The organism is Kaistella carnis, from assembly GCF_003860585.1.
GTDB lineage: Bacteria > Bacteroidota > Bacteroidia > Flavobacteriales > Weeksellaceae > Kaistella > Kaistella carnis.
Window position 1 is genome coordinate 46,197 of the sequence record NZ_CP034159.1, and the last position, 21,784, is coordinate 67,980.

Annotated in this window: 17 protein-coding genes; 12 read left to right on the top strand and 5 right to left on the bottom strand. The window is 35.5% G+C overall.

The features are described 5' to 3' along the window. Nucleotides 1-2 precede the first annotated feature (2 nt). On the bottom strand, nt 3-3,923 hold the full coding sequence (gene porU / locus EIB73_RS00185) for a type IX secretion system sortase PorU (RefSeq protein WP_125021482.1): 3,921 nt from the start codon (nt 3,921-3,923) through the stop codon (nt 3-5). A 162-nt stretch (nt 3,924-4,085) separates the two neighbouring features. Between porU and gldJ the strand changes: the two genes are divergently transcribed. Both gldJ and EIB73_RS00195 read left to right on the top strand, forming a co-directional pair. Continuing rightward, nucleotides 4,086-5,693 (top strand): gliding motility lipoprotein GldJ, encoded by a 1,608-nt coding sequence (gene gldJ / locus EIB73_RS00190; protein ID WP_125021484.1) that lies wholly within the window; start codon nt 4,086-4,088, stop codon nt 5,691-5,693. Nucleotides 5,694-5,756: 63 nt separating this feature from the next. Continuing rightward, entirely contained in the window at nt 5,757-7,031 is a 1,275-nt protein-coding gene (locus tag EIB73_RS00195) for a UDP-N-acetylmuramoyl-tripeptide--D-alanyl-D-alanine ligase (protein WP_125021486.1), read from the top strand. Here EIB73_RS00195 and EIB73_RS00200 read toward each other — a convergent pair. Beyond that, nucleotides 7,028-7,633, bottom strand: a complete 606-nt coding sequence (locus tag EIB73_RS00200; protein ID WP_125021488.1) for an NUDIX hydrolase — start codon at nt 7,631-7,633, stop codon at nt 7,028-7,030. The genes EIB73_RS00195 and EIB73_RS00200 overlap by 4 nt on opposite strands. Before the next feature lie 33 nt (nt 7,634-7,666). Here EIB73_RS00200 and EIB73_RS00205 point away from each other — a divergent pair, with 33 nt between their 5' ends. Further along, the gene (locus tag EIB73_RS00205; protein ID WP_125021490.1) at nt 7,667-8,053 is read left to right on the top strand and encodes an SRPBCC family protein; all 387 of its coding nucleotides are present in this window, start codon (nt 7,667-7,669) and stop codon (nt 8,051-8,053) included. 51 nt (nt 8,054-8,104) lie between these two features. Here EIB73_RS00205 and EIB73_RS00210 read toward each other — a convergent pair whose 3' ends face one another. The 3 genes from EIB73_RS00210 to EIB73_RS00220 form a co-directional block, all read right to left on the bottom strand. Further along, complete coding sequence (locus tag EIB73_RS00210; RefSeq protein WP_125021492.1) at nt 8,105-8,800, bottom strand: ABC transporter ATP-binding protein; 696 nt, start codon at nt 8,798-8,800, stop codon at nt 8,105-8,107. Between the two features lie 394 nt (nt 8,801-9,194). Next, nucleotides 9,195-9,602, bottom strand: coding sequence for a type VI secretion system tube protein TssD (gene tssD, locus EIB73_RS00215; protein WP_125021494.1), 408 nt, complete (start codon nt 9,600-9,602; stop codon nt 9,195-9,197). A 338-nt stretch (nt 9,603-9,940) separates the two neighbouring features. Continuing rightward, nucleotides 9,941-10,846, bottom strand: coding sequence for an IS1595 family transposase (locus EIB73_RS00220; protein WP_125021496.1), 906 nt, complete (start codon nt 10,844-10,846; stop codon nt 9,941-9,943). A 238-nt stretch (nt 10,847-11,084) separates the two neighbouring features. Between EIB73_RS00220 and EIB73_RS00225 the strand changes: the two genes are divergently transcribed. From EIB73_RS00225 to EIB73_RS00265, 9 genes are all read left to right on the top strand, one after another. Beyond that, nucleotides 11,085-13,046, top strand: coding sequence for a type VI secretion system Vgr family protein (locus EIB73_RS00225; RefSeq protein WP_125021497.1), 1,962 nt, complete (start codon nt 11,085-11,087; stop codon nt 13,044-13,046). A 3-nt stretch (nt 13,047-13,049) separates the two neighbouring features. Then, nucleotides 13,050-14,177 (top strand): C1 family peptidase, encoded by a 1,128-nt coding sequence (locus tag EIB73_RS00230; RefSeq protein WP_125021499.1) that lies wholly within the window; start codon nt 13,050-13,052, stop codon nt 14,175-14,177. Between the two features lie 77 nt (nt 14,178-14,254). Beyond that, nucleotides 14,255-14,710, top strand: a complete 456-nt coding sequence (locus tag EIB73_RS00235; protein WP_125021501.1) for a hypothetical protein — start codon at nt 14,255-14,257, stop codon at nt 14,708-14,710. A 133-nt stretch (nt 14,711-14,843) separates the two neighbouring features. Continuing rightward, nucleotides 14,844-15,377: a hypothetical protein gene (locus tag EIB73_RS00240; RefSeq protein WP_125021503.1), complete on the top strand. Its 534-nt coding sequence runs from the start codon at nt 14,844-14,846 to the stop codon at nt 15,375-15,377. Nucleotides 15,378-15,554: 177 nt separating this feature from the next. Continuing rightward, nucleotides 15,555-16,400, top strand: a complete 846-nt coding sequence (locus tag EIB73_RS00245; RefSeq protein ID WP_228411253.1) for a phage baseplate assembly protein V — start codon at nt 15,555-15,557, stop codon at nt 16,398-16,400. Nucleotides 16,401-16,403: 3 nt separating this feature from the next. Next, on the top strand, nt 16,404-17,885 hold the full coding sequence (locus EIB73_RS00250) for a zinc metalloprotease (RefSeq protein ID WP_125021505.1): 1,482 nt from the start codon (nt 16,404-16,406) through the stop codon (nt 17,883-17,885). Between the two features lie 3 nt (nt 17,886-17,888). Further along, nucleotides 17,889-18,347 carry a hypothetical protein gene (locus EIB73_RS00255; RefSeq protein WP_125021507.1) on the top strand — a complete coding sequence of 153 codons (459 nt, stop codon included), beginning with the start codon at nt 17,889-17,891 and terminating at the stop codon, nt 18,345-18,347. Between the two features lie 231 nt (nt 18,348-18,578). Further along, on the top strand, nt 18,579-19,160 hold the full coding sequence (locus tag EIB73_RS00260) for a hypothetical protein (RefSeq protein WP_228411254.1): 582 nt from the start codon (nt 18,579-18,581) through the stop codon (nt 19,158-19,160). A gap of 62 nt (nt 19,161-19,222) precedes the next feature. Further along, complete coding sequence (locus tag EIB73_RS00265) at nt 19,223-21,775, top strand: hypothetical protein (RefSeq protein WP_125021509.1); 2,553 nt, start codon at nt 19,223-19,225, stop codon at nt 21,773-21,775. Nucleotides 21,776-21,784 lie beyond the last annotated feature (9 nt).

A 21,784-nucleotide genomic window follows, 5' to 3' on the forward strand; every position in this document is an offset into this window, starting at 1 on the left:
GTTTATTTTAATAAGACCATTTTTTCTACTGCGGTAGCACTTCCTTTACATTTTTCTTGGTTTTGACTTCTCGCAAAAATTTTAAAAATGTAAGTTCCTTTTCCAACTGCATCTCCGAAATCATCATTGCCATCCCACTCAATCGCTGTCCTCGCGGTTCTGAAACCTTGTAAGAAAGGCTCAGCAGTCACTGACGTCGTAATTGTTTTTACCAGTTTTCCCGTGATGGTATAAATCTGCACATTTACATCTAAAATATCATCACAATTATGCTCAAACTGAACATAGGTTTTGTTGGTAAAAGGATTGGGCCAATTTAACAATTTTTTAACAACTAAATTTTGATTGGATTCATCCTCAACTATAAAGTTTAACGTAGAGGTTGTAGAATTATTGTTAATATCCCAAATTTTAAAAGTAAGCTGGTGAGCGCCAGGACTTAAATTTCTAAAAGGGTAGGTGACATTTCCTTTTTGGTAATCTTTTAATGAAGGATTTGCGCAACCGTTTCCGTCTCCAGAAAAGTAGAAATCGTTTAAAACTGTGGTGTCGATAATTTTCCCATCCAGAACTACAGTGACGTCGTGACCAATCCCTGAACCTGTGGAATTAATTCCTTTATCATCCGTTACGCAAGCCAGAAGCAAAGGGTTTTGATCGGTGATTCCGCCATCTGCAAAATTTGTATTGTTCATGTAAAGTTTCACTTTTGGTGCTTCCGTATCATCGATTCCATCAGGATTAATTCCTCCGATGGTTTGCTCTTGATTATTAAAAACATCAAAAACTTTATTATCAGCATAGACCAGTATTCGACCGGTGCCTAATTCATAATTAATGTCTTTCGGTACGTAAAACTCCACGGTGAAAACTCCATTTTTAGCGACACCAGACGATTTTACGATGGGACTTCCTTCCTCAGTATAATTAAGAACGGGGTTCAAAGCAGGTACGCCATCATTATTGAGGGTTTTCTTTTGAAGCCTTTTATCAAATATATTCACAGCAACTCTTCCGGAAAAATTTTCATCTAGAGTACCGTCCGCTTTATTGATGTGTCCTTTTACTGTTACAAAATCAAGAGCACGAATTTGCCCGGGCTCCGGTGAATCTATTTCATCGATCGTAATTAGCCTTTTAGGGCGACTGATCTTCGAAGCGGGATCTCCTAAGAAATTAACTTTCTGATGGTTTGAATCCGTTCCTTTTTCAATTTTCGCCTTTAAGAATGCCTCTCCCAACGTCAAGAAGTCATCATTCACCAGCTCAAAAAGATGTTTGGTGAAAATCGTTGTAAACTGTTCTCCGAAACCTACTCCAATTGCCCGGCTGGAAGTGATCATGGTTGCGGCACCTCCTGTTTTCGATTTGATGACCTGTTCGCCTGCGGAAAAAGTTTCCGGATCGTCCCAAAGGGTAAACTCACAGGTAATTGTTGAAATAAGAGGAAAACGTGAATAGATATTGTTGTAATTATTAAAATTTTGAATTTGATCAATGGTTATCACTCTTTCCTGGGCCCAACCATTAATTCCGCCATGTCCGAAATAGAAAATGTACAAACTGTTTCCTACATCATTTGAAATGGCTTGATTTACCTGGGGATATCGCTGCCCTCCGGCAGAAGTTTGTGCAGTAAACGCATCTAAATAAAGTTTTCGGATGTTGTACTCTTCTCTCAAGTTTCCCGTCTCAAAAACATTGACCAAAGATTGATTCATTGTTTCATGAAATGGTAGACCGATTCTTACGCCGGTATCAGAGAACCTAACATTATCTGCATCATCATCCACCACAAAATCCATTTTCATTCGCCATTCTCCAAAAGGAGTTGATTGTCCCGGATTTGCATTATTGTAGGCCAATGCCTTGTCAATGAGTAATTTGGCTTCTGAAGTATTTGCTGCGGGTAAACGCCCAATTGGTACATTGGGAAGATTTGCGGAAACGCTTGTAACTGATGTTGCTTGTGGTAAAGTCATTACAAAATAATCATCTGTAACGAACGAATCTGCGTAATTGCTGCTTTCTTCACTCTGGTAACTTGGGACAACATCTGAACCTGGTACATTTTTGCCTTTAAAATCATAAGAGGTATCGCCTAAAATAAATACATATTTTAAATTACCTCCCGCATTCAATCGCGTAGCAAAATCCCGGATTGCGGTGATATCTTTTCCGCCACTGCTGAATTCATTGTATATTTTATTAACATCAACAACAGCAACGTTGTAACGGTCCTGATAATAATTTGCGAGTCTTTGAGCCTGACCCATCATCTCAGGAACGGTGATCATTAAATAATTAATGTTTTGTAACCCCGCTAAGTCTTGATTTTCAATTTTTCCTACAAACCCAGGTTCAAAAGCTTCGCTATTTTTAAAAGCCACAAATTCATTGACAAAACTGGTATTGTTTGCGACATAACCGAAACTAAAGGTGGAAGAATTCCCTGATTTGTTTGATTTTCTTCTCACGTTGGTCACGTCTGAAACTTGCCAAACCTGATCTATTGAAGAGGCATCAGATACATTAAAAGTGTATGTATTTCCGCTTTGTTCCACAATGTCATAACTTCTAAAATTCATTTGGCTGTTATTGAATTTCAGATCTTCCTTATATTGAACTTCCGCATAATCGAAATAGAATTTTCCGTTCGGGTTACTTCCGGTATTGGGCGCATAGTTAAAAGAAAGTTGCGTTCCCGTTACATTACTTAGTGCTCCGGCATAAACCTGCTCAATATATTCGCGTTTATCTCCCGGCGGAATAGAAACAGTATAGGGATTTAAATTGTTTAGACTCACCGTCACGCTGTTACCCTGGGATTGATACGCAATAAAGCGGGAACGATATCGGATATTGTCCGTGGGTTGAATCGGGGACTTTGTCGTAAAAGTGACTGTTTTGTTTTCTGTAAATGCATCACCAGTCCAAATTCTACCAACTTTTAATAAATTAAATTTTTCTTCATTAATGTATTGGTATTCATCATAGCGGGTAATTACATTTGAGTTGATGGATTGATCATCGTCAGGAATTCTCTTGCCCGGACCTTTATCGAAATTAATAAAGTAATACGCAAAGTCATCATAAATATTAATAAAATTCCCAGAAGTGTCTCTACGTGTTTCAATCCTGCGATTAACGGAACCATTGCCATTTTTGTACACATTATAACCATTTGGTCCTTGGGCGTAGAAAAGAGCGTAATCATCTTCATTCCAAACGCCATCGGTTTCACCAACAACTTGTATGGCATTTTCCTGAAGTGCGTCGTAGCGTAGATCTTGATTATGTTCAGGCAACATAAGACCTCCATTTCCGTAAATCCTGAAATTTTGTGGATTCACATTGGCAGGATTAATGCCATGATCCCGGAGAAACTTTGCTGTAATTTTAAAAACGCCCGATTTATCCACTTTAATTTTATAAAAGGTTCCTTCTTTTAAAGGGTTTTCAGAAGTTCCGATTTTTGAGATCAAATTTTCAGCTCGTGTGTTTTTGTCCGCACTGCCGATTGTGAAGGAACTTAAACGGTAAATGCTCCCTTTTTCAAACTTCAAGGCCGAAACCCTTATGTTGGTCGTCTTTTCCTGAGTATACGGATTGGTGTAGTAGCTTACTTCAGATTTATCTTCCCCAGGTAAAGCGTATTGATTCAAATCATATAACTCTTTCGCTGTAATTTTAGTCCAAGTAAGATTGGTGACTGCGCGGTCAATTCCTTCATTTTTTTGCGAGGTGCGATAATATACCGATCCTTCTTCATAATGAAACCCATTATTTTTAAAGAAAGGAACAGTGACTTTGCTGGTGCCAAAATCAATCACGTTTTTTCCTTCCCATTCTATTTTTATCGTTTGCGAAAAATAAAAGGAGTAAAAAGTGAGAAGAAGTACGAGGGTCAAAATGCGTTTCATTAGCTGTAAAATTTGCGAATTACAAATTAAACGAAAAATAATAAATTATAATATGGAACAATAAAATTAATTTGTTAACGTTTTCCAAAAAAATCTAATTAGAAATTTGATTTATAAGATAATTTCTTTTTTCTTTGTACTTTGATAAATTCTTTATTGACTATGAATAAACTAAAGTTGTTTACATTAATAGCGTTAAGTTCAACACTCTTTTTGGCGAGTTGCGGGAGCGGTGGCAATACCAAAAAAGGTGGTGGTACGAAACGTTTTACAAGTAAAACAGGTTGGAAGCCCAACGATCAGAAAGGTTGGTTCTTTACCGGAAAACAACAAAAACAGAAAGGTTGGCCAGGAATGGTCTATGTGGAAGGCGGAACATTTACCATGGGATTGGTGAAAGATGATGTGATGCACGACTGGAACAATACCCCGAAAAGAATGCAGGTGAGCTCCTTTTTTCTTGGTGAAACCGAAATTACGAACTATGAATACCGTGAATATGTAACTTGGTTGAAATATGTTTTTCCTCCATCTGATCCCAGTTTCAAGGAAATCTATACAGGTGCTTTGCCTGATACATTAGTGTGGAACAACAAACTTTCACGAAACGATTTTGCGGAGACCTATTTCCGTTCTCCTGAATTTGATTATTATCCTGTGGTTGGAGTTTCTTGGTTACAAGCATCCCGCTATTGTGAGTGGTTGACTGACAGAGCTACCGAAAAAACATTGATGGAACAAGGCGTTATTTCGAAAGATTTATATACCAATGATTCCAATAATCAAGGAGCAGGAGCCTTTAACTTAGATAAGTATAAAGGAAATGATCCTGAAATGGAAGCGTATATCAACAAACAGCGTTTACAGCAAAAAACTGGTATTAAAACCAGTAACGAAAGAATTCTTGCAGCAAATAGAAATGCCAATTCCGGTGTTGTCGAAAAGTTCCGTTTGCCAACGGAGGTAGAGTGGGAATTTGCAGCTTTGGGAATGCAAAAAGAAAGAGAGTATAATCTGTATACCAGCAAACAGCCCGAAATTGAAAAACTTAAAGGGAAAAAAGGAAGAAACCGTGGGATGTATTTGGAAAACTTCAAACAGGGAAGAGGTGACTACTCCGGTGTTGCAGGTTGGAAAAATGACGGATCACCAACTACTTCTGACGTTAAACAATATCCATCAAACAACTTAGGTATTTTTGGAATGTTCGGAAACGTGTCTGAGTGGACAGCAGATGTTTACAGGCCAATCATTGACGAGGAAGCAAGTGACTTCAACTACTTTAGAGGAAATGTTACCAGAGAAGTGGTCAAAAATGCTGATGGTACTTTCAAAAAAGTTGATCAAGTAAAGTATGATACTTTAGCAGATGGCCGATTGGTGTACAAAGGTTTACCTGGTCAATATGAAAGAGAAGTGATCGCAGATAACAAGAATTACAGAGATGGTGACTTCCAGTCTTCACTTGATGCCGGTTATGGTAGAGCAGAGGACAGCTCAACTTTGGGTTATAACATGTATAATTCTAAGAGAAAACATTTCTTTGTTGATGACAGAGGTCGTGTAATCATTGAAAAAGATAAACAAGCAAGAACCACCAGAATTTCTAATGAAGTTCGTGTAATTAAAGGAGGATCTTGGTTAGATGCCGCTTATTGGCTAGATCCGGGTCAAAGAAGATTCCGTGATGAATCAAAAGCGTATGGCTGGGTTGGTTTCCGTGTGGCACAAGATGCTAAATCGAACGGAAAAGGCAGAACCAAACGATAAAATTAATTATAAATATTTCCATAATCCTTCTGTAATTGCAGAAGGATTTTTTATTTTTGACCTATGAATGCAGCCTCTTTTTATCCGCTATTTTTACAATGTGAAAAAGTGACCATCGACAGCCGTAAAATCGAGAAGAATGATATATTCTTTGCATTTTCCGGGGAAACTTTTAACGCCGCAACTTTCGCGGAAGATGCCATTAGAAAAGGCGCGATCGCAGTGATCGTGGAGCAAAAGCAGTTTGAAAATGTAGAGAAAAATATTTTCTATGTTTCTTCGACTCTTGATTTTTTACAGGAACTTGCGACCTTTCACCGTGACAAATTAAACATTCCAATTATTGCCTTAACAGGAAGTAATGGTAAAACCACGACCAAAGAAATTATTCATGCGGTTTTATCTCAGAAATATAAAGTTCAATATACTTACGGTAATCTGAACAATCATATTGGTGTACCTTTGACCTTGCTTTCAATCCGCGATGATCACGAAATGGCTGTCGTAGAAATGGGAGCCAATCATCAAAAGGAAATTGAAATGTTGTGTGATATAGCAAAACCAAATTTCGGATATATCACCAATTTCGGAAAAGCACACCTGGAAGGTTTTGGTGGAGTGGAAGGAGTGATCAAAGGCAAATCAGAGCTTTATGATTATCTGAAAAATCACGGACAAACCATTTTGGTAAATGAGAATGATCCAATTCAGGTTGAAAAAACGGTGAATTATTCACCAAAAATTACTTTTGGATCCACATCTTCCAATTATCAGTTTGACGAGTTTTCGGAGGCTAATTTAGTTGGTTTAATATTTAACGGACAAAAAGCGCTTTCAAATCTTACAGGAAATTACAACTTTACCAATCTTTGCGCTGCTGCGAGTTTAGGTTTTCACTTCAATTTAAATTTCAACGAAATTAAGTCGGCTATCGAAAATTATATGCCAACCAATATGCGTTCACAAGTCTTAAAAAAAGACGGAAAAACTTTTGTTCTGGATACTTATAATGCGAACCCAAGTTCGATGGCAGAATCTTTAAAAAATTTCAGCACTTTTAAAGGAACAAAAACGATCGTCATTGGTGATATGTTAGAACTAGGAGAGGAATCTGAAAAGGAACATAATTCCATCTTGGAATTGGCAAAAAGTCTGAATTTTGATGAAGTGATCACCGTTGGTCAACATTTTCGCACGAGTAATAAAGAAGAAAAAGCTTTTATAAATGCTAAAGAGCTTTCAGAATATTTGAAAACCCATCAATTAAAGTCGGAGAATATTTTGCTTAAAGGTTCTCGCGGCATTGCTTTGGAGCAGATTTTAGAATTTATTCACTAGTTTAAACTCCAGTAGTCATTTAGAATTAATTTAATATTTTGAAAAGTCATCGGTAAAACTTCCTGAGTGATTTCGCTTTCATTTTTCCAGGAAACTTCAGATATTCCTTCTTCAACTTGGGGAACAGGAGTTGAATTTCCGATATAGTTTACTTTAAACCAATACGTTGTTTTTAGAATTTTTTCTCCGTTACGTTCGGTATAAATATGAAAAGTGGTGTTTAAAAACTCTTCCAGAATTAGTTCGCTAAGGCCTGTTTCTTCCTCAATCTCCCGCAATGCGGCTTGTTCCAAGGATTCCCCTTTTTCGATCTTACCTTTCGCCAAATCCCATTTTCCTAAACGTCGGATAAAAAGTAAATCTCCATTTTGATTCTTAACAACGCCACCAGCGGCTTCCACTACTTTAAACATGTGCGTAAAGTCTTCCCAAATTTCATCAAGATTCTCCCCATAAACATTGATGGAGGGGCACGATGTATTCTCCAAAAGATCCACCGCGATTTCTAAAGTTGCAAAACCTTCAAACCTTAACTTCTTTTCAATATCTTCCGGATATTTACTAAGCGTTAATTTTTTTTCATTCACAAAAACTTTATACATTTGTAACGTTTTAATTAATACAAAAATATAAAAATGAATTTAGAAGGACGAAAAATTATCGTTAATAAATCGGCAAAAGAATTGGTAGAAATGCTGAAGTCGCCAGAAGGATACCGCGAACTGATGCCGGATTCTCTTCAAAGTTTTGAAGTGCGTGATCAAGGCTTCAAATTCAGTCTCAAAGGAATGCCGGAAATTGCTTTAACCATTGATGAAATCAGTGAAGAAAAAGTGGTTCTGAAATCGGCAAGTTCCAGTTTAGATTTCGCATTAAACGGGATGATGAATAAAATTAGCGATACTCAAACTGAAGTTCAACTTTTGTTTGATGGAAAATTTAATCCTTTTATCAAGATGATGGTCGAAAAACCGTTGCAGAATTTTATCAATGCACTGACCGATAATATTGAGAAGATCTAATTAATCTGTTATATTCAAAAAGCCCTGAATGAAAAATTCAGGGCTTTTTTGTTAATGAGTATAGCTTGCGAAAGCTTCTTCCAAGTTGGCATATTTACCTTTAAAATCGTCGATGTTGGCATCTTGAATAATATTTCCTTCATGAATCAAAATAACGCGGGAACAAAGTGCTTCTACTTCCTGCATAATATGGGTGGACAGAATTACGGTCTTCTCCTTGCCGATTTCTTTGATCACGTTACGGATTTCTATAATTTGATTAGGATCTAATCCATTGGTTGGCTCATCCAGAATCAATAAATCTGGCGAATGTAAGATGGCCTGTGCCAAGCCTACACGCTGTTTGTACCCTTTTGAAAGTTGTCCGATTTTTTTAGCTTTCTCCGGCGTAATTCCGACGAGCTCAATTACTTCCTCAATTCGATCTTTCGAAATACGGTGGAGATCTGCAACGAAATTTAAATATTCTTTTACATACATTTCGTTGTAAAGAGGATTATTTTCAGGTAGAAAACCCATGTTCTTTTTGGTTGCAATTTCGTCTTCGCAAATGTCTTTGCCATCGAAAATAATCTGTCCTTCATCGATTTTGAGCGCACCGACTATGGATTTCATCAGCGTGGATTTTCCGGCACCATTTGGACCTAATAAGCCGATGATTTCGCTTTTGTTGATTTCGATGTTGATCGTGTTCAAAGCGGTCTGATCTCCAAATTTTTTGGTAAGATTAATTATCTGTAGTGACATTGATTAGTGTTTGTAAAAGGCAAATTTAGCAAATAAGAAAGGAACTATCATAAAAAAATGAATCCAAAAAAATTCCAAAAAAAAGAGCGAGAAATATTGTCGCTCTTTTCAATAATCGCAAAAGTATTGAACATGAGACTGAGTCATGATGATTACGTTGTTCTATTAAATATGGTTCCAAATTGGTTTTTAAGTGTGATTTGGATTCCTCAATATATTTTCCTTAATAATATTCAACAGCTCTCGTGCTATTTATATTCGTTAAATTTCATATGTTTCAGAAATTTCTCTAATGGTAAGAGAGAAATTATAGATGTTCTAGCGCATTTGTAAAAAATGAAAATCCCGAATACAAGAAATATTCGGGATTTTTTATAAATAATTAATCTGTTTCTTACATTCCCGGCCAAACGCCTTCGTACTGTCCACCACCGTACGTAATTTTCTCTGCACTAACGACAAAACTGATCAACATACTGTTGCTGTCGATTGCATCAAATTCTACTTCATGTTGGATCACATAACCATTTTCCCAGTTTAGTTTGATCAACGTGCCTTCTTCATGAGATTTGTTGAAGGTAACTTCACCCACGGTAGGTTTGTATTTACCATTCAATAACGATTCGATGATGTCTGATTTATCAGTCGCTTCAATCGTTATTTTGATTAACGCATTTGAGGGATCTGAAGCTACTCTACCGGAAACATCCGTAGAACGTGCTACGCTGTAATTTAGTTTTAAAACTTTTGAGTCTTCGCCGTTGTTGAATTTTAAGACGGCTCTGGAATTGTTCGCTGCCATGATTTCTAAATTTTAAGGTTAAATGTTTATAATGTTATTTTAATTTCTTTATCCAACTCAATAATATGAGAATTAAGAATAAGGTACTTAAAAAGGTCTTTCTATTTCTTTTAAGTCAAAGATAAAATGCTTTTTTGATAGGAAAATCATCATTTTTAGAAAGTTTAAAATTTGTAGTAATTCTACTACTTTTTGATTTTGAGAGATTTTTTTTCTTCCCAGCGTGTTTTTCTTTATTTTAAAGGAATAGCAACGACTTCTTACTGTAAATCTGAGAAAATACAGATGCTTTTTTTAAATACTAAGGCTTAAAAACTTTTATGTATATCCGTTTTTAATCATACTCCTGTGATGCTTGCTATCACAAGTCTATCGAACAGTTTATCTTCAAAATATCTCCGATTTAACTTATAAACAAACTCATTTAGATAAAGTTGAAGGTTTTTGCGTTTTATTTTGTGGTAATTTCCTAATAAATTCCTTTTCGCATTACTGATAAATATGTGAACCCAACGCAAAGTATCTTTTGTAGTTTCTTTCGAAGATTTTTCTGAAATATGAATTTCTACAAGTTGTGATATATCAACATATGACGTGCTTTGATCTGTAAAAACTATGCTGGATTCTGCCAAAGATTCTTTAATAGTCTCATTAATTCCCTCTGCTGTATGATCTTCTAATACTATTGCTTTAAAATATCTACAAGATTTCGATGTCTCTCCTGTTTCTATATTTTCTAATGGCGTAGATTCCGCCATCACTGCAACATTTTGCTTTCCAACTGCTCCTCTTCCACGAATCCCTTTCTCTTGTTCCAGTTCTCTAGATTCAACTGTAAAATACCCTTCATCCATTTCAATCATGCCCTCTAAAGTGTATCTTTCATCTCGTTTTCCCATCGCTTTTCTCAATTTGTGCATCATAGCCCAAACTGGCTCATAGCGCTTCAAACCTAATTGCCTTTGCATTTCTTTAGCAGAAAATCCTTTTTTTGTTGCACTCATCAAAAACATCGCTTTATACCAAACTAGAAAGGACAAATTGGAATTTTCCATGATGGTTCCACTTCGTAATGTAGTTCGCTTTCTACAAGATTTACACTCGTAACTTAATCTGCTTTTAATCCAAAAAAAATCAGTTTTTCCGCACTTGCAGGAAACGCCAATTTTGTCACGTTCTGCTTTAAAATGAGATATACAATCCTCTTCACTGCTAAACTCTACGCCAAAACTAAAAATATTCATCTCAATGATTTAATTATCAAACAAATATACGAAATTATGTGGAGTTACGGACATACATAAAAACTTTTTATATTGTCGTAGTTTTACTACACGCGAACTGTTTATTTTAAACTAAATTTGTGTAGTAACTTGGTTGATTTTAACTAGTTTTAAATATTATTACTTCTCAAATAGGGTAATTAAATAATTCAACATCTAGAAATCTCCAACAAATCACTTAATCACAAACACCTACGATATGGAAAAGAATGGCAACTCTGAAGCAATATTCTTCAAACCTCAGAAATTCACGCCGGAAAATAATGCCGATGGAATTAAAGAAAACCATCACGCTGGCATTAACCGACTGGTAAAATTATCGGTGGTGATTGATGGACAGATCATCAAACATTATAAGCATTTCAAACTTTCTCAAAGTGCTAGAGGGCACCATAGTTTTGAACTCACCTTAGCGCACGATGCTTTGGGCGAAAGACAAAACCATCAGCTGGAGCAGGCGAATCAATTTTTGGGAAACCGACTGACGGTAAAAATCATGCACAAAGATATTGAGAACAGCCCGGAACGCGTATTTGTAGGAGTCATTACGGGGGTTGGATTTAGTCAGCAAGGCCATACTTTAGGAAATGTTGTTTTAAAAGGCTTCAGTCCGACCATTTTACTCGATGCTGCACCTCATACCCAAAGTTTTGGTGGCGATGCTCCCGTAAATATGGGAATTATTGCAGATCGGGTCATCAAACAGGGCATTGGAAGTGGATATGATGTGCGAGTAGATGGCAAAGCTTCTTCTCAAATATTATATAGCGCTCAATATGAAGAAACGCATTATAATTATCTGGCACGAATGGCAGAAGCTTATGGCGAACAGTTTTTCTATGATGGTGAAGTTTTACATTTTGGAAATATGCCACCGCAGAACAAAGCCATTGAATTGATTTACGGCAGCAATGTCTCAGATATTAATGTGGAATTAAAAGCCGTTCATATAAAACCGAGTTTCTATGGATACAACAGCAGTTCTCATGCGAAATTAACTTCCGGAGAAACGCTCATTAAACATAAAAGTGATCTTGCGAAAACATCCTATGAAAAAAACAAGGGAATCTTTAAAACCCCTTCTCTACAGGTAGCTCCCATCAAAGCAAACACCGATATGGACGTGGTGAATTCTCAAACGAGTGCAGCGGGAAGTAAAGCCGTAGAAGTCTTCACTGTTTCCGGTGGAACAACGGTTCCTTTTCTTTATCCGGGTTGTGTCGCAGATTTAAAAATGCGTAAGACCGATTCTAACCAAACCAGTTACTTCACAAGAGTCATGATGACCGAAGTGACGCACGAAATCGACACGCTCGGTCATTACACCGGAACTTTTGAAGCCATTGCTGCAGATACGGGTTACATGCCGAGACCAAATTTTACGACTCCAATCGCACAACCACAAGTAGCAACCGTCATCTCCAACGCTGATCCCTCAGGACAAGGACGCGTAACCGTTCGCTTCGACTGGCAAATGCATGACACAACGAATTTTATTAGAATGATGTCGCCCGATGCAGGTGGAACCGATCAAGTTTCTCAGAATCGTGGTTATGTTGCCATCCCTGAAGTTGGTGATCAGGTGATGATAGGTTTTGTACACAATCATCCGGATCGACCTTTTGTGATGGGTGGAATGTTTCATGGACAGGTTGGCTTGGGCGGTGGAGCGGATAACCGTGTAAAATCCATTCAAACCAGAAGCGGACATCGAATAGTTTTTACAGAAGATGAAAGCATTATTATCACCGATAAATCTGGAAATGAAATTCATTTAGATACGACAGGAAGCAATATTAATATTACGGCGCCCGAAACGATGACGCTAAATTGCAAGAATATGAATATTAATGTGGGAGAAAATATGACGGCTTTCGTAGGAAATAATCAGAGTACAACAGTTGGTCAAAATCAAACTAATTCTGTAGGTATGAATCAAACAGAAAGCGTGGGAATGATGAAAAATCTTTCAGTTGGTGCTAGTTTTATGACCAATGTTGTAGGTAATTTAATGGAATTTGTGAAAGGAAATAGGGAATCTAAAGCGAAAGAAGTAAAAGAGCAATCAAAGATGCGACAGATTATATCACAGGAAAACAACGACATCCACTCCAAAAAAACGTTCAATAATAATAGTGGTGAAAACTCTAAAATACATTAGGAAATGTCTATAATAAGAATAACGGAAGGAGAGTACAGAACAGAGATTGAAGGAGGTTGGACTGTATTTACAGATGAATTTGAAGCGTATGCAGGTACTGTCAGTCATTTTACTGCAGAAAGAGAAACGATGTTTGGAATACCTGATAAGGCACCTAAATTCATAGATAACGCCTACATTCCAGCAGTTTTGATTAATGAAGGAAGTGATATATTATATGATATAAAAAATAAAGACAATCATTATTGGAACCTAAGCGTATTATTGGAAGAGAATTTCAGAAAGCCTATAGTAAAACAGCTAAAATTTAAAACGCCCGATCCAATTATCCCAGTTCGTTTCAATATTGTAAAGGGAAATAATCTCGCCAATGATAAAGATGGTGGACATATAACAGCAAAAGTTTACAATAGCAAAGGAAATAAAATTGAAACACAAGTTTTTAAAGATTTAAATTACGGCGGTCATTTTGATTTCAGTTGGGATAAAACAAAAGATATTTTTCAAATCCAATTCTTCGCTGATGACAATGATGATTTTTTTAATGGGGGATTTGAAAATGTTCTTTGTGGAATTTTCGAAATCTATAAATCAGATTGTCAAGTTTGTGGCGAATGGGAAATAATCGCCAGTGTAGTCCCACAATACAAATACGAAGGATATCAAACAGACTGTCATGTTGCCACACATGCACAATTAAAATCGATGGGTTACAAAGAAGGTTTTCCTAGATACCAAATATCCAAAGCTATCCGTGATAAAAATAAAAATTTCATTAAATTGGAATATAATAAGGAGGAATTTATAAAAGGAGGAAATTATATAAAACAAGCTTTAAAACAAGAAATTCCAGTAACTGTAGGTATTGACAACCACCAACAAATAACTCCTGGAAATCCAGATTTAACGACCGATCATTTTGTGGTAATTGTTGGAATGGGAACGGATGAAAAGGGGAATTATTTTAATTTTTATGATAATGCGGATCGGGATGTAGGAACTTCTTCCCAAAATAAATTATATTGTGTATGTAAAGAAAATAAATTAGAAGGTCACGCAGATCCAGAATCAGGATATCTGAAAGGGTCAGTATACACAATTACCTCTATAAGAACATCAATAAAAATATAATGAGAAAAGTAATTACTATCCTCCTTTTCATAAATATTAGTTGTACGAGCGATAATACGCAAACGATTAATCAAAAAATGAACATTCCAGAAAGTAAAAGTTACGTAAATAGCACAAGACAAAATAAGAATAAGGAATGTTTGAAAACGATTCAAGATATAGAAATTTGTGAACTTGATGGAACACCTATCGCGGGACAAATTACAAACATTGAAAAAAATGAAATTTCTTTTTATGCATTTGCACATACACTTAACAATAAAAATTATATTGTAAAACCTACTCCTATAGATTACATAATTACGGATTACGAGAATTTAAGTAAGCAATTAGGAGAGAAAGTAATAACCAGAATAAATTCTATAAAATCTTCTTATAAGTTAATTCAAGGGCGAAAAAAAATCCTGGTAAGATCATTTAAATATCTTGATCTGAAACCGAATACTGAATACCTTTTTAATGCGGTTTGCTATGAAATTACAACCACACAAGGAAAAAGAGACATTGTGATTATTAGAGAAGTTCACGAGTAAATTCTTTGTGCAATAGATATATGTAGTTAATTGCAGAAATGAGATGCATAAAGGTAAAACTCATAACGCATTCTTCATACGGTCGAGGTTTAACTTACACTGTAACATCTATAAGAACATCTATTAAAGAATAATGAAAAATTTTTTGTCACTATTTCTATTGCTTTCAATAATTTATTGTACCCAAAAAACAGGTAGCGCTGAAGTTTTGGAAAGCAACCCTATGCATTCAGTTAGACCTGTTCATTATATAGAAGCTGAGGAACAGCAGTGTTTTAAAACCACTTTAAATCAAATTAAATGTGATGATGAAAGTTTATTATTACGGGGGAAAGTTGAAAATGTCACAATGGAAAAAATTACATTCATTGCTTCTCCCAATTTAAGTAGAGGGAAAATACATCTGGGTAAACCAAGACCTTTGGTGGTGGATATTGAAGATTACAATGGATTTGGAGCTGCAATAGGTAATGAATCGCAGAGATTAAATGATCTCAAGATCACCTATTTTCTCAATCAAAATAACAAACTATTATATTTTCGCTCTTATAAATTTCTTGAGTTAGAAGTGGGGAAATCATATCGGTTTAATGCAGATTTAATTACAGTTAGCACTTTAAAAAGGAAAAAGAAAATAGTTATTTTAAAAAATGCTGTATTGAACTAGACTTAGATTTATTAAATAAAAAAATTTTTACTTTAGCTTATTAATATTCCATTTAGTGCTTATCTCAATCTTTATCATCAATGATTGTAAATATTACTTATACAATGTAGAAACTTCAAAAATCACATATCGTTTTGAGCAATATTATTAAAAGTAGAAAGACGGAAAAATGCCTATTTGATTGCGTTTAGGAAAGCCATTGCAAGTGATACCGGTTTTCTACCCACCTCAGAATTTACGCTACCCATTGCACAACCACAAATGGCAGCCGTCATCAGCAACACCGATCCGCAAGGCCAAGGCAGAGTTACCGTAAAATTCGACTGGCAGCTGCACGACACCACAGATTTCATAAGAATGATGAGTCCAGATGCAGGAGGAACAGACCAAGTGAGCCAAAACCGTGGTTATGTTGCGATCCCCGAAGTTGGTGATCAGGTGATGGTGGGTTTTGTACACAATCATCCAGATAGACCATTCGTGATGGGCGGAATGTTTCATGGCCAGGTTGGCTTGGGCGGTGGAGCGGATAACCGTGTAAAATCCATTCAGACCAGAAGCGGGCACCGCATTGTTTTTACCGAAGATGAAAGTATTATTATTACTGATAAATCAGGAAATGAGATTCATTTGGACACGACGGGAAGCAATATTAATATTACTGCGCCGGAAACGATGACGCTGAATTGTAAGAATATGAATATTAACGTGGGGGAAAATATGACCACGAGTGTGGGTATGAACCAAAATAGTACTGTGGGAATGAACATTTCCGAATCAGCAGGTATGAATAAAACAACGAGTATAGGAATGCTTCATATGCTTTCGGTGGGAACAGATTTTATCACCAATGTTGTAGGGAAAATGACAGAGTTTATACAGGGGAATAAGGAAAGCCACACTGAAAAAGACAGAACGAGAGTGGCGAATGGAAAAATGATGAATCAAAGTGATGGAATGTTTGAACAACACGCAAAAAAAGATATTCAAAATAATTCTGGTGAAAAATCTAAAAGTCACTAAATCATGGGGAAAGAATCTTACATAGGAGGTGATTATATTGAAACAACAGGTGGTGATGTAAAGAATTACGCCAATGAAATTTATAATTCATCGTCATTAAATCAGTTTGTACAAAATGCAGGACGAGTAATTTCTCATAATGTTAATGAAAGTCCTCCACTGATAAATCCAAATATTAAATTGAAAAGATTTATCGTACATTTTAGAAGACCGTCGGATTATGACGGAAAGTATGGTTTTGATTGGTTACGGGAAGAATATATTTTTCCTATCAAAATGGTGACAAATGATAATAATGGAACTCCAATAAATGCGGCAACACCTTTATGCAAAAATGTAAATAAGCTAAAACAAGAATATTTGACAGGAGTTAAAAACTCTATTGTACCTTATGGAATAAAATACTATCCTGCATGGTTATCAATTTTCGCGCACACCACAACGAAGGAATTTGCACACGGTTCACGCATGCATACGTCGGGTATAAGTTTAGATTTACAATTTGATGAGATTGATTCAATAGTATCTGATGGAACAGAAATAATATTGGAAAGTAAAAATAAACATTTAAAAATAAGCCCAGGAAAAATTCCTATTTCAGAAGTTTTGGCGACAAAGAAAACTTCAAGAAATATAAATGGGAAGAATATTAATTTTTATAAATTGAATAAAAAGGTTACAATAAAATGTGAAGGAGGTGCTTTAAATCAAGACGAAGAAATAAAAGTATTTGCTAAACTAAAAGATAATAATACTGGAATAGAGGAGAAACAGGAAGTAGGAAAACTGATGGTTTATAAAAATAATGTTATTCCTAAAGCAGAAATTGTAGTTGTTAATGTAATAACTCCCGGAAACAGTGCGCAATTAAAAGATGACTTTCAATACCTTTTTAAAAATCAGTCCTTCAACCAAGCTTTAATAAGAGCTGAAATTTCTATTGATACTAAATTTGACATTAATTTACTGCCGCTGGAAGATGCGGATGTCATTAATTTTAAACAAAAAATGAGCGGAAACGACTCGGAATTTATTAAAAACACACTTGGGGTTCTTTATGATAGATACGGAAAATTTAAAGCTGTAGGAGGAATAAACGGCAATCAAAACAAAAAAACATATTTATTCTTAACTTCTCTTACGGCAGGTAATGTTTTAGGATCATGTTCTATTGATTCCAATAGAAATTGGGGAAATTTTTATATTGTTTACAATGCAGGCTTAAAAGACGGCCATACAATTATGCATGAATGTGGTCATTCTTTATCTTTGCCTCATGTTTTCCAAGAGGGTGCCAGAGCAAAACATACTTTTTATCACGGCTACACTGACAATTACATGGATTACACTTGGCAGGCAGGCGTTTTCAGAAATGGAACTTTATTTAGCTCGGGGGCCAATGCGCATAAAGGTAAAATGTATTCATTTTTCAAATGGCAATGGGATATTATGCGAGGAGATCGAAGTTTAACCCATAACTATTAAATAATGAAATACTTACATCTAGTACTTTCTATGAATTTATTGTTATTCTGTAATAATAAAAGTAAAGAAAGTGCCAAGTCTAAAAGTGAAATAATTGACATTCATTTGTCGACAACTGCTGGTATGATTGACATGACGAAAAATATTTCTAGTAAATACTATTCTGTTAAAGAAAATCAAATATATGCGATTAATGAATTAAGGAGCCCCAAAGGCGACCTTTTAAATACTGATACAATTCAAATTATAAAAAAAGATAATTCTAAAATTTTTAAAGACTTTAATGACAGAAATGAATTAAGCCCTTTTTTTAGCGACGGACTACAGAATGATTCTGGCGGCTGGAGTTTTACTCTTTATTATTCACGTGGTGATGCTGAAAATTTTGTTTTTACATCTGCAGACGAAATTCCAGAATATGCAAAAAGCCTTTATGATCTACTAAATACTCTTGAAAAGTAACATTAAGTATCGTTGAAGTATAATTTGCATCTTCTACGAAATGGGGTTGCTGCTTTTTGTGAGAGAACAATTATACCTAAAGCAACCTAAAACGTTTGAAATTAATAGTGTAATTATCGTATTTATAATTCAGCCACCCAAAGTTATATTTTTTATCTTTATTTATATATTCTATCATATATTTTATATTCGTACAATGTAAATTTATATTCTTAGTTTGGCGATCAGGTGATGGTTGGTTTTGTGCACAACCATCCGGATCGGCCTTTTGTGATGGGCGGAATGTTTCATGGCCAGGTTGGCTTGGGCGGTGGAGCGGATAACCGTGTAAAATCCATTCAAACTAGAAGTGGACACCGAATCGTTTTTACGGAAGACGAAAGCATTATCATCACCGATAAATCCGGAAACGAGATTCATCTGGATACAACGGGAAGTAATATTAATATTACGGCGCCGGAGACGATGACGTTGAACTGTAAGAATATGAATATTAATGTTGGAGAGAATATGACCACGAATGTGGGTATGAATGCCAGCGAAATTATCGGAATGAATAATACTCAAACAGTAGGAATGAATGCAACTCAAAGTATTGGTGCAATGAAGATGACATCTGTCTTGGGAGATACGAGTATGTTTATTACGGGCAAATTGATGGAGATAATTGAGGGTGATGTGCATAGTGAGACGAAAATGGAGAGAAATGAGGTGAGTGATAAAGATATAAATATACAATCTCAAGAGCACGTAAATAAACATGCACAAAAGGAAATACAGAATAATAGTGGTGAAAAATCTAAAGCACATTAATTATGTCTAGAACAAGAATTGTAAAAGGAACGTACACTAAAATTTCAGCAAAGGGACATAATATGTTTTCTAAAGAAAACATTAATACCTATGCATTAAAAACAATTAATGAAGATGGATATGAGCAAGGGGAGAAACTAGGTGATCCATCTGATCCGCCAAAACCTCCAGTGATGGATATGCCTGAGCCCACCTTAAAAGGTGATATTATATTCTGTAATGGCTATCTAAGTAGTCCGAAGAAAAATCCTGGATCGTTCCTTAATGTTATAATGGACAAAGTACCAGATGATATCAATCAAAAACCATATCGCTCAGCTAACATGAGCGAGAAAAAGATTTCTGATGGAAGTGATATTATGACTAATGACGAACTTGAATTTATAGATCGACAAGGAGGTGGAACAACTTATAGTGACAAAAATTATAAAGAAACAGAATATTTCAGATGGATGTTTTCTGCAAAAGAACAGTTTGAAGGTTACTGGGAGGGTTATGATAATGTTTCAAAAAAGCGCTATTCGCAGGTTTTTAAAGAATATTTCCACGCACTAGGAAATGCACATTTCATTAATGGTTCTCACGGTTTACAATCTTCTGGTGCGCATCGTGTTGAACATGGTATTGCACAGGGATACGCATGGGCAAAACAAAAATGGAATATAAAAGAGAAGAAAGAAATAGATAAAATTAAAGAAAAAAATCCGGGAGCATTAAGTTATACTCCGCAATACAAACCAGTAACCATAGTTGGTCACAGTCAAGGTGCAGCAATTGCTGCTGGTGTTGCTTTAGGTGTAACTTACTACGCTTATGAAATGGGTTGGGAAGAAATCCCTATTAATATTTTATTTTTGGCAACACATCAACCTCAAGGATTATATGGTAAAGATTATGAACAATTTCAAAAATATTATTTTGAAGATTTTATTAATGATTGGGTAATAGAATGGTTAGGAGATATTTTTTCCAAGGAAAAATTATATCAAAATCAGGGAATTTATGAAAAAATGAATGAGATTTTAGGTAACACTTCTTGGGGAGGTTTACTAAATCGCGCGGTTCAATTTACGTTTCCAAATGACCGCGCATTATTTGTTACCAGAATGGGTGATATTCCATATGTTAAAAATGCCTGTAACGAAAAAGATAATTTGTATATAGAAAGTTGGGGATTTGATTCAAGTGAAGCACCACAAGGTTTTATTAAAGATAAAAATGGTTACTCATTTCCAAAAAGAATTCTGGATAAGGCATATAATTCGGACGGTAGTCTTAATGCCAAAGGTGCAACTTACAGACAGACCGTTAAAACCTATTGGGAAGCCTATCATCATTACAAAAACTATCGCGACTATATAAAAGCAAATCCTTCCAAGAAATATATTCCTGCGACTTTACCAATTCCGCAAATAAGTAACATTCTGCCATCTTGGTTTAAAGATATTATGATGCAGTCGATTGCAAAGGCTGAAGGTGTGAAACAAAAAGTTTACTTGAAAAGTGAACTTTATAGAAGAAAATTAAATGCGTTACTTGCCTTTGTAAAAGTGCACGAAATGGAACTTCAAGCGCATTTTGCGCCTGTTGGATTAATGTTTATAAAGGGTACTCTCTCAGATTGGGATGAGCATAAAGAAGATAGCATCTGGGATAGAATACAGGAAACCGGTAAAGGTTTGTTTTACAAAGTCAATTACTCTTCTGGAGCCTCACCAACACAAAAACAAAAGGAGGATAAAAGTTATGTAGAAGGTGATGGTAAAAGCAAAATGATCAAAACTAACGTTGCAAATACTGCAGGTGTAAAAAAGTGGGTCGATAAAGCTAAAGAGGAACTAAAAGTCGAACCACATTGGTACACAAAAATTGAAGATTGGTGGAAAGGTGAAAAAGATTATTCCGGTTCTGGATGGGGAAATGGGGCAAGACAAAGTTTTGCAAAAGCAATAGGTTTTGATGATGGTAAAATTGATAATCTTTTCGAAGCAGGTCTCTATTCTATGCTTCAGCATGGTGAAGTAGATATCAGCCAAAGCAAACGATTAATTAAACTGATAAATGAAGATCCTGTTTTTTTAGAATATGAGAAAGAAATAGCTTCTAAAATCATAATTAATTCAAAATATGGAAAAGAAAAATTTAATTTAACGGATCGTAAAGGGATTCAACTAGGAGGAAAAAGATCTCAAGGATCGATGTGGGAGCAGTTTAAAACACCATTTAGTTCAAAATATAAAGATACCTGGAAAGTTGCTGCAAATGAATTAACTTGGCTTTTGAGAAGTATTGGCGTAACTTCAAACATTACAGTAAATCAGAATGGAAGCGCTGTTATCACCCATAAGTTTGAAGATCAGTTTGATTTAAGACCCTCTTCCAATGGAGAAAGAAGTATAGAATATGATGTTGCGAGTATAATATTAGGGTTTCTTTATCATGATATCGCTGGAGCAAATGATCTTATGAAAATAAAAGGTAAATGGAATAATTCTTATTCAAAAGAGCAGATAGATTGGAAAGCTAATGGGACAAAAAAAATTGAAGAAGCCATGAAAAAAGTAGGAGAAAAAATGCAACAAGAACGCTTAAAGTGGATTCGAGAAACACGTTAAACACCAATA

What these genes read in the sequence shown, in the direction of transcription:
- EIB73_RS00200 (WP_125021488.1), bottom strand. Translation starts at nt 7,633, where the DNA reads ATGTATAAAGTTTTTGTGAATGAAAAAAAATTAACGCTTAGTAAATAT.
- EIB73_RS00260 (WP_228411254.1), top strand. Translation starts at nt 18,579, where the DNA reads ATGGTTGGTTTTGTGCACAACCATCCGGATCGGCCTTTTGTGATGGGC.
- EIB73_RS00210 (WP_125021492.1), bottom strand. Translation starts at nt 8,800, where the DNA reads ATGTCACTACAGATAATTAATCTTACCAAAAAATTTGGAGATCAGACC.
- EIB73_RS00230 (WP_125021499.1), top strand. Translation starts at nt 13,050, where the DNA reads ATGTCTATAATAAGAATAACGGAAGGAGAGTACAGAACAGAGATTGAA.
- tssD (WP_125021494.1), bottom strand. Translation starts at nt 9,602, where the DNA reads ATGGCAGCGAACAATTCCAGAGCCGTCTTAAAATTCAACAACGGCGAA.
- EIB73_RS00205 (WP_125021490.1), top strand. Translation starts at nt 7,667, where the DNA reads ATGAATTTAGAAGGACGAAAAATTATCGTTAATAAATCGGCAAAAGAA.
- EIB73_RS00265 (WP_125021509.1), top strand. Translation starts at nt 19,223, where the DNA reads ATGTTTTCTAAAGAAAACATTAATACCTATGCATTAAAAACAATTAAT.
- EIB73_RS00235 (WP_125021501.1), top strand. Translation starts at nt 14,255, where the DNA reads ATGAACATTCCAGAAAGTAAAAGTTACGTAAATAGCACAAGACAAAAT.
- EIB73_RS00195 (WP_125021486.1), top strand. Translation starts at nt 5,757, where the DNA reads ATGAATGCAGCCTCTTTTTATCCGCTATTTTTACAATGTGAAAAAGTG.
- EIB73_RS00240 (WP_125021503.1), top strand. Translation starts at nt 14,844, where the DNA reads ATGAAAAATTTTTTGTCACTATTTCTATTGCTTTCAATAATTTATTGT.
- gldJ (WP_125021484.1), top strand. Translation starts at nt 4,086, where the DNA reads ATGAATAAACTAAAGTTGTTTACATTAATAGCGTTAAGTTCAACACTC.
- EIB73_RS00220 (WP_125021496.1), bottom strand. Translation starts at nt 10,846, where the DNA reads ATGAATATTTTTAGTTTTGGCGTAGAGTTTAGCAGTGAAGAGGATTGT.
- porU (WP_125021482.1), bottom strand. Translation starts at nt 3,923, where the DNA reads ATGAAACGCATTTTGACCCTCGTACTTCTTCTCACTTTTTACTCCTTT.
- EIB73_RS00255 (WP_125021507.1), top strand. Translation starts at nt 17,889, where the DNA reads ATGAAATACTTACATCTAGTACTTTCTATGAATTTATTGTTATTCTGT.
- EIB73_RS00250 (WP_125021505.1), top strand. Translation starts at nt 16,404, where the DNA reads ATGGGGAAAGAATCTTACATAGGAGGTGATTATATTGAAACAACAGGT.
- EIB73_RS00225 (WP_125021497.1), top strand. Translation starts at nt 11,085, where the DNA reads ATGGAAAAGAATGGCAACTCTGAAGCAATATTCTTCAAACCTCAGAAA.